Source organism: Kitasatospora sp. NPDC051702, assembly GCF_040681575.1.
Taxonomy (GTDB): domain Bacteria; phylum Actinomycetota; class Actinomycetes; order Streptomycetales; family Streptomycetaceae; genus Kitasatospora.
Genome location: NZ_JBFAZB010000048.1, coordinates 1 through 12,329, shown reverse-complemented (window position 1 = coordinate 12,329; position 12,329 = coordinate 1). Strand labels below are relative to the sequence as shown.

The 12,329-nt window shown below is 78.8% G+C and carries 3 protein-coding genes; all 3 read left to right on the top strand.

What is annotated here, in order from left to right; genetic code table 11:
• Positions 1-3 precede the first annotated feature (3 nt).
• Entirely contained in the window at positions 4-10,980 is a 10,977-nt protein-coding gene (locus AB0N04_RS30960) for an amino acid adenylation domain-containing protein (RefSeq protein ID WP_360214106.1), read from the top strand.
• Positions 10,977-11,201: an MbtH family protein gene (locus tag AB0N04_RS30955; RefSeq protein ID WP_360214108.1), complete on the top strand. Its 225-nt coding sequence runs from the start codon at positions 10,977-10,979 to the stop codon at positions 11,199-11,201. The genes AB0N04_RS30960 and AB0N04_RS30955 overlap by 4 nt, the downstream gene beginning before the upstream one ends.
• A 257-nt stretch (positions 11,202-11,458) precedes the next feature.
• A partial coding sequence (gene ddaH / locus AB0N04_RS30950; protein WP_363365625.1) for a dimethylargininase occupies positions 11,459-12,329 on the top strand: 871 nt, incomplete at its 3' end.

Genomic DNA, 12,329 nt, shown 5'->3' with positions numbered 1-12,329 from the left:
CGCATGTCGCCGCAGCGCTGGCCGCTGACCGCACCGCAGTCGGGCATCTGGTTCGGTCACCAGGCCGACCCCACCGGCCGGCGGTTCACCGCCGCCCAGTACGTCCGGATCCACGGCGCCGTCGACGAGGACGTCTTCGAACGCGCGCTGCACACCGTGCTGGCCGGCAGCGAGAGCCTGCGGGTGCGCTTCGAGCCGACCGCCGAGGGCGCCGTCCAGGTCCTCGACGACACCGGGCACCCGCTGCACCGGCTGGACCTGCGCCACCACGCCGACCCGGCCGCCGCCGCCCGGGAGTTCGTCACCGCCGGGCTCGCCCACGCCTACGACCTGACCGCCGGCCCGCCCGCCGACCACTTCCTGCTGCGCACCGGCGAGGCGGAGTACCTCTGGTACGTCCGGATGCACCACATCCTGTGCGACGGGACGGGCTCGGCCGGGCTGATGCGCCGGGTGGCGGCCGAGTACACGGCGCTGCGCGCGGGCGGGCCCGGCTCCACCGGCCTCCACGACCCGCTGTCGGCGCTGCTGGACGACGACGCCGCCTACCGGGCCTCGGACCGGTTCCGCACCGACGCCGGGTTCTGGGCGGCCGAGCTGGCCGGGCTCGGCGACCCGCCCCGGCTGGCGGGCGGGCGTACCCGCCGCACCGGCGCCGGGCCGCAGCCGCCGGTCGCCGTCCGCACGGAGCTGTCCGCGCCGCGCTGGGCCGCCGTCCGGGAGCGGGCCGGCGCGGGCTGGACCACGCTGTTCCCGGCCGCGCTGGCGCTCGCCCTGCACGCCGACACCGGCGAGCGCACGGCCGTGCTCGGGCTCGGCGTCCGCGGCCGGGACGCCGCGCTGGCCCGCAAGGCCCTCGGCATGACCGCCAACGTCGTCCCGCTGCGGCTCGCCGTGGACCCGGCCGCCACCGCCGGGGAGCTGGTCGCGGCCACCGCGGACCGGGTCCGCGCGGCGCTGCGCCGCCAGCGCTACCGCTTCGAGGACATGCTCCGCGACACCGCCGCCGCCCGCGGTGACCGGCCGCTGGTCGGCCCCACCCTGAACCTGCTGCCGCTCGACCTCGGCCTGCGCTTCGACGGCGTCCCGGCCACCGTGCACGAGGTCTCGCCGGGCCTGCCGGAGGACTTCGCCCTCGGCGTCTACGACCACGGCGGGGACACCCTGCCGGTGTTCGCCGACGCCGTCGGCGACTACCCCGAGGAGACCGTCCGGGCCCACCTGGACCGGGTGCTCGACCTGGTGACGGCGCTGGCCGCGGCGCCCGAGGGGCTCCCCGTCGGCCGGCTGCGCACCGGCGACGGGCCCGGCCCCGCGCCGGTGCCGGTCCGCGGGGGCGCGGAGCCGGACACCCTGGTGTCGCTGTTCGAGGCGCAGGCCGCGGCCCGCCCGGACGCGCCCGCCGTGACGATGGGCGGCACCGTCCTGAGCTACCGCGAACTCGACCTGCGGGCCACCGGGTTGGCCCGCCGCCTGGCGGCCCGCGGGGTGCGCCGCGGCGACCTGGTCGGCGTCGCCCTGCACCGCTCGCCCGACCTGGTGGTCGCCCTGCTCGGCGTCCAGAAGGCCGGCGCCGGCTACCTGCCGCTGGACCCGGACTACCCGGCCGGGCGGCTGCGCGCCACCGTCGAGGACGCCGCGCCCCGGCTGGTGGTCACCGACGAGGCGGCCCGCGCCGCGCTGCCGGACGGCCTGCCGCTGCTCTCCCTCGACGCCGCGCCGGGGGAGCGTGACGACGCGGCGGCCCCCGCCGCGCCGGTGACGCCCGAGCGCCCCCGCCCGGACACCGTCGCGTACGTCATCCACACCTCCGGTTCCACCGGGGCGCCGAAGGGCGTCCTGGTCACCCACCGCAACGTCGTCCGGCTGTTCACCGCCACCGCCGACCGGTTCGGCTTCGGACCGGACGACACCTGGACGCTGTTCCACTCCTACGCCTTCGACTTCTCGGTCTGGGAACTGTGGGGCGCCCTGCTGCACGGCGGCCGGCTGGTCGTCGTCCCCCGGGACACCGCCCGCTCGCCGGAGGACCTGCTGGCGCTGCTGGCCGCCGAGCGGGTCACCGTGCTCAACCAGACCCCCTCCGCGTTCACCCAGCTGGCCGCCGCCGACGCGGCCCGCCCCGGCACCCCGCTGGCCCTGCGCCACGTGGTCTTCGGCGGTGAGCAGCTCGAACCCTGGCGGCTCGCCGACTGGTACCTGCGCCACCCCCAGGACGCGCCCCGGCTGGTCAACATGTACGGCATCACCGAGACCACGGTGCACGTCACCGCGGGCGACCTCGACGCCGCCGCCACCGCCTCCGGCGCCGCCACCATCGGCCACCCGCTGCCCGACCTCGCCGTCCGCCTGCTGGACGCCGCGCTGCGCCCGGTGCCCGACGGACTGCCCGGCGAGCTGTACGTGGCCGGCCCCGGCCTGGCCCGCGGCTACCTCGGCCGCCCGGGGCTGACCGCGGCCCGCTTCGTCGCCGACCCCTTCGGCCCGCCCGGCGCCCTGATGTACCGCAGCGGGGACCGCGCGCGCCGCCGCCCCGACGGCGAACTGGAGCACCTCGGCCGCACCGACCGGCAGGTCAAGGTGCGCGGCTACCGGATCGAGCCCGGCGAGGTCGAGGCCGCGCTGACCGCACTGCCCGGCATCACCGGCGCCGCCGTGCTGGCCGTCGAACGCGAGCCCGGCCGGAGGAGCCTGACGGCCTACCTGCTCGGCGACCGGCAGGCCGTCCGGGCCGCCGCCGCCGACGCGCACCGGGTGCTCCCGGAGCACCTGGTGCCCGCCGCCTTCCACGCCGTCGACGCCTTCCCGCTGACCGCCAACGGCAAGCTCGACGAGCACCGGCTGCGCGCGCTGGCCGGCGCCCCGGCGCTCGGCGGCCGGGCGCCGCACGGGGAGCAGGAGCACCTGCTGCACCGGCTGTTCGGCGAGGTCCTCGGCGTCGCCGGGTTCGGTGCGGACGAGAGCTTCTTCGCGCTGGGCGGCGACTCGCTGGCCGCCAACCGGCTGGTCGTCCGCGCCCGCGCCGAACTCGCCGGGGCCATCGGCATCCGGGACGTCTTCGCGGCGCCCACGGTGGCCGCCCTGGCGGCCCGGACCGGCGCCCGCCACGAGGCTCCGGTGCCCGCCCCGCCGCGCCCGGGGGCCGGCCCCCGGCCGGAGTCCGTCCCGCTCTCGCACGCCCAGCGCGGGCTCTGGGTCCTGCACCGGCTCGGCGGGCAGGGCTCCACCTACCACGTCCCGCTGGCCACCCGGCTGACCGGCCCGCTCGACCCGCGGGCGCTGCGGGCCGCCGCGGCCGACGTCCAGCGGCGGCACGAGAGCCTGCGGACCGTCTTCCCGGCCGTCGACGGCACACCCCGCCAGGTGGTGCTGACCGACCCGCCCGTGCCGTTCACCGTCCGGCACCCCGGACCGGCCGGGCTGGCGGCGGCGGTGGACGAGGAACTGCACCGCCCCTTCGACCTCGCGCACCAGCCGCCCTGGCGGCTGGCCGTCCTCACCACCGGGCCCGGCACCCACCTGCTGCTGGTCGTGCTGCACCACATCGCCGCCGACGAGCAGTCGCTGCGCCCGCTGACCCGGGACCTCGCCGCCGGCTACGCGGCGCGGTGCCGCGGCCGGGCCCCCGAGTGGCCCGAACCGCCGCTCCAGTACGCCGACTTCACGCTGTGGCAGGGCCGAGCCCTGGGGGCGCCGGACGACCCGGACAGCCCGCTGTCGGCCGAACTCGCCCACTGGCGCGCGGCGCTGCAGGGCGCGCCGGAGCGCACCGCGCTGCCGGCCGACCACCGGCCGGCGGGCGGCACGGCCCTGCGCGGGGCCGCCACCGGCTTCCGCTGGAACGCCGAACTGGTCAATGCTGCGAGGGAGTTGGCGGCGCAGCGCGGCGCCACCCTGTTCATGGTGTTGCACGCCGCCGTCGCCTGCCTGCTCACCCGCTCCGGCGCGGGCACCGACCTGGTGCTCGGGACGGTCACCGCGGGCCGCGCCGATCCGGCGCTGGACGAGGTGGTCGGCCACTTCGCCCAGTCGCTGGCGCTGCGCACCGACCTGTCGGGCCGGCCGGGCTTCGCCGAGGTGGTCGACCGGGTCCGGCAGGCCGACCTCACCGCCTTCGCCCACGACACGGCGCCCTTCGACCGGGTCGTGGACGCGCTCGCGCCGGGCCGCGAACTCGGCCGCCACCCGCTGTTCCAGGTGATGGTCACCCTGCACGCCGGCCGCCCGCCGGCCCTCGCGCTGCCCGGCCTGACCGCCGAGCCGTACGAACTCCACCGGGTGATGGCCAAGTTCCCGCTGCTCTTCGACTTCACCGAGCAGCCGGACGGCACCCTGGACGGCACCCTGGAGTACAGCACCGACCACTTCCGCCCGCGGACGGCCGAACGCCTCGCGGGGGTGCTCGGCCGGCTGCTCGCCGCGGCCCTGGCCGACCCGACGGCCCCGGTGGACACGCTCGCCCCGGTGGACACGCCTGCCCTGGCGGACGGCCCGGACCTGCCGGACGCCGTGGCCCTGCCCGCCGTCCCCGCGCCTGCGGCCGGCCCCGGCCCCGGCGCCGACCCCGCCGCCGGGCCCGCCGAGGAACAGCTGCGGACCCTGTTCGGCACCGTGCTCGGCCGGGCCCGGCCCGGGCCGTCGGAGGGCTTCTTCCGGCTCGGCGGCGACAGCATCCTGGCGATCCGACTGGCCACCCGGGCCCGGGCCGCCGGGCTGCCGATCACCCCCAAGGACGTGTTCACCCACCAGACCCCGCGCGCCCTCGCCGCCCTGGCCGGAGCCCCGGCCCCCGCCCCGGTGCCACGGCCGGCCGCCCCCGCCGAACCGGGCGCCGTGCTGCCGGCCACCCCGATCGCGCACTGGCTGGCCTCCCGCGGCGGCCCGATCGAGGGCTCCGCCCAGTCGGTGCTGGTCGAGCTGCCGCCCGGGGCCACCGAGCACACCCTGCGCGCCGCCCTGCAACAGCTCGTCGACCACCACGACGCCCTGCGGACGCGGCTCACCGGAGGCCCCGGCGAGCCGCTGGACTTCGAGGTCCGCCCGGTGGGCGGCGTCCCGGCGGGCCCGCTGCTGCACCGGGTCGACCTGGCCCGCGAGGGCCTGGCGGACGCCGGCCCGCTGCTCGGGCCCGGTGGGGAGCCGGTGCCGGCGCTGGCGGCGCTGGTCGAGGAGCAGCGGCGCGACGCCCGCCGCCGGCTCGACCCCCGCCGGGGCGAGCTGCTCCGGGCCGTCCGGTTCGACGGCTCGGCCGGCGGACTGCTGCTGCTGGTCGTCCACCACCTCGCCGTCGACGGCGTCTCCTGGCGGATCCTGCTCGACGACCTCGCCCTCGCCCACGAGGCCGCCGCGGCCGACCGCCCGGCCGAGCTCGCCGCCGTCCCGGTGACGGCGGCCCAGTGGGCCCGCGCCCTGCGGTCGGCCGCGGCCGACCCGGCGGTGGCCGGCGACCACGCCCACTGGCACCGCCTGCTGACCACCGGCACCGGCGGCCTCGGCACCCGACCGCTGGACCGGGCCCGGGACACCGCGGCCCGCGCCGAGTCCCTGCGCACCACGCTGCCGAGCGGCCCGACCGCGGCCCTGCTGACGGAGCTGCCGGAGCGGCTCGGTGCCGCCGTCCCGGAGATCCTGCTCGGGGCGCTCGCCCTGGCCCTGGACGGCTGGCCCGCCCGCACCGGCGACGGACCGCTCCTGGTCGACGTCGAGGGCCACGGGCGCGATCCGGAACCGGCCCCCCTGGACGGCCTGGACCTCTCCCGGACGCTCGGCTGGTTCACGGTGATCCACCCCGTCCTGCTGGACGCCGGTGCCGCTTCCGCCGAACCCGCCGCCGACGAGGCCGCCGGTGCCGGGTCCGCCGAATCCGCCGCCGACGAGGCCGCCGGTGCCGCCGAGGCCCGTGCCGTCACCGCCGCCCGGGACACGCTGCGGGCCACCCCGCACCGCGGCCTGACGTACGGTCTGCTCCGGCAGGCCGGCCGGCTGCCCGAGCGCACGGCGCCGATCGCCTTCAACTACCTGGGCCGGTTCGACACCGACCGGCGCGGGCCCTGGCGGCCGCTGCCCGGCACCCTGCGGGGCGAGGCCGACCCGGCCCTCGCGCTCTCGCACGTCCTCGCGGTGGACGCCTTCGTGGAGGCGGGCCCGGACGGGTCGCGGCTGCGGGTCGAGTGGGCGTGGCCGGCGGGCGTGCTGGACGCCGCCGCCGTGGGCGGCCTCGCGGCCCGCTGGGAGCGCGCGCTCACCGCCCTGACCACCACCGTCCCGGCGGCCCCCGCCGAAGCCGTCCCCGCCGCACTCGCCGGCGGTCCCGCTCGCGAGCCCGCCGCGGCCGCCCCCGCGCACCCCGCCCCCGCGCACCCCGCGTCCGACGGCCCGTCGGACGCCGCCCCGCCCGCCACCGCCGCGGACGCCGAGGCCCTGCCCGCCACCCCGCTGCAGAGCGGCCTGCTCTTCCACTCCCGCTACGCCGTCCGCGACGGCCGCCCCGACCCGTACCTCGTCCAGCTCGCCCTCGACCTCACCGGGCCGCTCGACCCGCAGCGGCTGCGCGAGGCCGCCCACCGGCTGCTCCGCCGGCACCCGCACCTCGCCGCCGCCTTCACCGCCGACGGGGACGGCCCACCGCGGCAGGTCGTGCCCGCCGCCCCGGCGCCGCCGCCCTGGCGCACCCTGGACCTCACCGGGCGGCCGGCGGGGGAGCGGGCCGAGGCGGCCCGGCGGCACGCGGCGGAGGACCTGCGGCCGTTCACGCCGGACGCGCCGCCGCCGGGGCCCGCCCTGGTCCGCTTCACGCTGCTCCGGCTGGCGGCCGACCGCTGGCGGCTGGTCTTCACCCACCACCACCTGCTGCTGGACGGCTGGTCGGTGCCGATCGTGCTGGGCGAGCTGTTCACCCTGCACCAGGGCGGTGAGCTGCCCCCGCCGCCCGCCTACCGCGGCTACCTCGACTGGCTGGCCGCCCGCGACACGGTGGCGGCCCGGGCCGCCTGGCGCACCGCCCTGGCCGGCGCCGAACCCACCCGGGTCGGTCGCGCCGGGGCGGCGGACCCGGCCGGAGCCCCGTCCACGACCGTCTTCACCCTCGCCCCGGAGCTGGCCGCCGGGCTGCGGGCGCGGGCCGCCGACTGGGAGGTCACCCTCGGCTCCCTGGTCTCGACGGCCTGGGCCCTCGTGCTGTCCCACCTCACCGGCCGGGACGACGTCCTCTTCGGCACCACCGTCGCCCAGCGCCCGGCCGAACTGCCCGGCGCGGAGCGGCTGGTCGGCCTGCTGATCAACACCGTCCCGGTGCGGGCCAGGCTGCACCCCGGCGAGCCGCTGCCCGGGCTCGCCGCCCGGCTCCAGCGCGAGCGCACCGCGCTGCTGGACCACGAGCACCTGGGGCTCGCCGAGATCGAGGAGGCGGTCGGGGCCGGCCGGCTGTTCGACAGCTCGCTGGTCTTCGAGAACTACCCGCTGGACGAGGAGGGGGCCCGCGAGCCCGCGCCGGGACTGCGGATCGACCGGGTCGAGCCGTCCGACGGCACCCACTACCCGCTGTCGCTGGTGGTGCTCCCGCGCCGGGGCGGCCTCGACGTCCGGCTCCAGCTGCGCCCCGCCGAACTGGACGGGCACATCGACGCGGACCGGGTCCGTGGCCTGTTCACCGCCGCCTGCGCCGTCCTGGCCGGCCCGGGGGCCGGGGCGCTCACCGCCGGCCGGGTCGACCTGCTGTCGCCGGTGCAGCGGGCCGGCCTGCGGGCCTGGGGCACCGGCCCGGCGGCCGCCGCCGAACCGCCGTCGATCGGTGCGCGGTTCGAGCGGCTGGCGGCCGAGCACCCGGACCGGGTGGCCCTGCGGTACGGCGGCGCCGCCGGTGCGCCCGGCACCACCACGTACGGCGCGCTCAACGCCGCGGCCAACCGCCTGGCCCACCACCTGGCCGGGCTCGGCGTCCGGGCCGGGACGCGGGTCGCCCTGCGGGTGCCGCGCTCCCCGGAGGTGCCGGTGGCGGTGCTGGCGCTGGCCAAGCTCGGCGCGGTCTGCGTCCCGCTGCACCAGGGGTTCCCGGCCGCCCGGGCGCGCGAGCTCGCCGCCGGGGCGGGCACCGCGCTCCTGCTGGACGCCGACGGGCTGGCGCGGGCCCGCAGCTCCGGCGCGAGCACCGCGAACCCCGGGACGACGGTGCCGCCGGACGCCGTAGCCCAGCTGCTGCACACCTCGGGCTCGACCGGTCTGCCGAAGGGCGTCGCCGTCACCCACCGCGCCGTCCTGGCGCTGGCCGACGACCCGCTCTGGGACGGGCCGGACCACGACCGGGTGCTGTTCCACTCGCCGCACGCCTGGGACGCCGTGGTCTACGAGCTGTTCGCACCGCTGCTGACCGGCCGCCAGGTCGTGGTGGCCCCGGCCGGGGAGCTGGCCCCGGCGGACTACGCGCGGGTGGTCGAGCAGGGCGGCGTCACCGCGGCCTGGCTCACGGCCGGCCTGTTCGACCTGCTCACCGAGCAGATCCCGGCCGCCCTCGCCCGGCTGCGGCTGATCTGCACCGGCGGCGACGTCGTCCCCCCGGCGGCGCTCGCCCGGGCCCGCCGGGCCGCCCCCGGTCAGCGGCTGCTCGACCTGTACGGCCCGGTGGAGAGCACCACCTTCGCGCTGGGCCACGAGCTCCCGCCCGGCCCGGTCCGCGAGGACCAGGCCGTCCCCGTCGGGCGCCCGCTCGCCGGGACGCGGGTGCTGCTGCTGGACAACGCCCTGCGCACCGTGCCGCCCGGCGTCCCCGGCGAGGTCTACCTGGCCGGGGCGGGCCTGGCCGAGGGCTACCACGGCGCGCCGGCGCGCACCGCCGAACGCTTCGTCGCGGACCCGTACGGCCCGCCGGGCGGCCGGCTGTACCGCACCGGCGACCTCGGCCGCTGGGACGCCGCCGGCCTGCTGCACTTCCTCGGGCGCGCCGACCGGCAGCTGAAGATCAACGGTTTCCGGATCGAACCGGGCGAGATCGAGGCCGCGCTGTGCGCCGAGCCCGGGATCACCGCCGCCCGGGTGGTGCCGCACGGCAGCGGTCCGGCCGGGCGCTCCCTGGTCGGCTACCTGGTCGCCGACCGGCCGGTGGCCGTCGCCGAGCTGCGCCGCCGGCTCGCCGACCGGCTGCCGCGCCACCTGGTGCCGGCCGTGCTGGTCCCGGTGGAGAGGCTGCCGCTGGACCCGAACGGCAAGGTCGACGCGGCCGCGCTCCCGGCGCCGCCGCGCCCGGCCGCAGAGCCGGCCCGCACGCCCCGCCGGGAGGTCCTGGCGGCCCTGTTCGCGGAGGTGCTGGACGCCCCGGCCGTCGCCGCGGAGGACGACTTCTTCGCCCTCGGCGGCAACTCGATCGCCGCGATGCGGCTGACCGGCCGGATCCGGGCCGTCCTCGGCATCGACCTGCCGCTGCGCGAGCTGTTCGACGCGCCCACGGTGGCCGCGCTGGACCGCCGGCTCGACCGGGCCGCCCGCCCGGCCGCCGCCGCACCGGGCCCGCCCGATCCGGCGGACCGGCCCGCCCGGCTGCCGCTCGCCCCCGCCCAACTGCGGCTGTGGACGGCCGGCTACCTGGGCGAGCACCGCCCGGACCACCTCACCGCGCTGGCCCTCGACCTCACCGGGGAGCTGGACGCCGCCGCGCTGACGGCCGCGCTCGGCGACGTGGTGGCCCGGCACGAGGCGCTGCGCACCGTCCTGCCGTACGGCCCGGACGGCCCGGAGCAGCGCGTCCTCGACCCGGCGCAGGCCCCGGCCGCGCCGCAGCGCGAGGACGTCCCGCCCGAGCTGCTGGACGAGCGGATCGCCGCCGGACTCGACCGCGGCTTCGACCTGTTGACGGAGCCGCCGCTGCGCACCGCACTGCTGCGCAGCGGCCCGGACCGGCACACCCTGCTGCTGGTGCTGCACCACGCGGCGGTGGACGGGCACGGCCTCCGACCGTTGCTGGCCGACCTGCGGTCCGCCTACCGGGCCCGGGCGGGCGGCCGGGCCCCGGCGTGGCCGGCCCCGGCCGTCCAGTTCGCGGACTGCGCCCTGTGGCTGCGCGGGCGGCTCGGCGAGGAGTCCCGGCCGGACGGTCCGGCCGCTCGCCAGGAGGCCCACTGGCGGGCCGAGTTGGCGGCCCTGCCGCCGTGGCGGGGGCTGCCGGAGGCGACCGGGGTGCCGGGCGCCGCGCCGGGTGAGGCCGGCACCGTGCGGTTCGCCCTCGACGCGGCGGCGCACCGGCGGCTGGCCGCGGCCGCCCGGGCCTGCTCGGCCGGCACCGGGATGCTGTTGCAGGCGGCGTTCGCCGCCGCCCTGGGCGACCTGGGCGCCGGTCGCGACCTGGCGCTCGGCGTGCCGCTGGCCGGCCGGGACGACGAGGTGCTGGACGGCGTGGTCGGCTGCCTGGTGAACACCGTGGTGCTGCGGGTCGACCTGTCCGGCGCCCCGGACGCCCGCACCCTGGTCGGCCGGGTGCGGGAACGGCTGCTGGCCGCGCACGCCAACCAGGACCTGCCGTTCGACCGGGTGGTGGAGCTGCTCAACCCGCCCCGGGAGGCCGGCCGCCAGCCGCTGTTCGGGGTGGCGCTCTCCCATCTGGTGCGGCCCGCCCCGACCGGTGCGGACGTGCGCTGGACGGACGCCCTGACGGCCGTCGAGCGGCCCGTCCCGGCCACCCGCACCGCCGTCGACCTGCTGCTCCAGCTGGTGGAGCGGCGTGCCGCGGACGGCTCGCCGGACGGGCTGGAGTGCACCCTGGTGCACGCGCTGGAGCGCTGCGACGGCCCGTCCGCCGGTCGGGTGGCGGCCGCCTTCCGGCGGCGGGTCGCCGCGTTCTGCGACGCGTTGAACGGCCCCGACACGTTGAACGGCCCCGACGAGCCCCGCTGCCCCGACGAGCCGCGCCGCCCCGACGAACGCGCCGCCCCGGCCGGTCGGGCGACGCCGCCGGTCCGCGAGTTTCCCACCACCACTGAGACGAGGTCCCGATGAGCAGCACCAACCCCTTCGACGACGAGCAGGGCGCCTTCCTGGTCCTGGTGAACGAGGAGAACCAGCACGCGCTCTGGCCCGCCTTCGTCGAGGTGCCCGCCGGCTGGCGGAGCGTGTTCGGCGAGGAGACCAGGCAGGCCTGCCTGGACTACGTCGAGAAGCACTGGACCGACCTGCGCCCGCGCGGCCTGGCCGAGGCGATGGACGCCCGCGTCGACTGAGCCCGGCCGACCGGTTCCATCAGGGCTGTTCCGCTCTGGCTTAAGGATCTTCCGCCCCCTGAACGGGAACTGACAGCATGTCAGGGACGGGCGCGGGGCCGGCCCGTAGCGACGCGGTGCGGCGCGCCCGGGTTCCCCCACACCCGGCCGCGCCGCCCGCGGACCGGCCCCGGAGCCCCGCAGGCACCCGATCGCCGCCCGTCCGGGCCGAGCGAGCCCCGCCGCCCGACCTCCCGATCCCTCACAAGGAGTCACCGATGACCGCCGCCACACCGCGGGCCGAGCGCACCGCCCGCCCCCGGCACTACCTGATGTGCCGCCCCACCCACTTCGAGGTCAGCTACGCGATCAACCCGTGGATGGACCCGGCGAAGCCCGTCGACACCGGGCTCGCCGTCGCGCAGTGGGAGCGGCTGCACGCCCTCTACCGGGAGTTCGGCCACCGGGTGGAGCTGATCGACCCGATCCCCGGCCTGCCGGACATGGTGTACGCCGCCAACGGCGCCACCGTGGTGGACGGCAAGGTGCTCGGCGCGCGCTTCCGCAACGCGGAGCGGGCCGCCGAGGGCCCGGCCTACCTGGAGTGGTTCCGCTCGCACGGCTACGCCGACCGGCACGACCCGCAGCACGTCAACGAGGGCGAGGGCGACTTCCTGGTCACCGCCTCGTACGTGCTCGCCGGCCGGGGCTTCCGCAGCACGCCGGCGGGCCACGAGGAGGCGCAGGAGTTCTTCGGCCGCCCGGTGATCGGCCTGCAGCTGGTCGACCCGCGCTACTACCACCTGGACACCGCGCTGGCCGTCCTGGACGGCGACGAGGTGATGTACCACCCGGACGCCTTCTCCTCGGGCAGCCGGGCGGTGCTGCGCCGCCTCTTCCCGGACGCGGTGCTCGCCGACGCCGACGACGCGGCCGTGTTCGGCCTCAACGCGGTGAGCGACGGCCGGCACGTGTTCCTGCCGGAGGCGGCCACCGGCCTCGCCGTCAAGCTGCGCGAGCGCGGCTTCGAGCCGATCGGCGTCGACCTGTCGGAGCACGCCGAGCACCGCCTGGATCTGGAAGGTCGCCGCGGCGGCACTGGTGTCGCCGATCAGCTCCATGGACGGGATCCGGCTCAGCGCCTCGGCC

Bases quoted from the DNA above. Each gene is read 5' to 3' on its own strand.
- AB0N04_RS30955 (WP_360214108.1), top strand. From the start codon at position 10,977: ATGAGCAGCACCAACCCCTTCGACGACGAGCAGGGCGCCTTCCTGGTC.
- AB0N04_RS30960 (WP_360214106.1), top strand. From the start codon at position 4: ATGTCGCCGCAGCGCTGGCCGCTGACCGCACCGCAGTCGGGCATCTGG.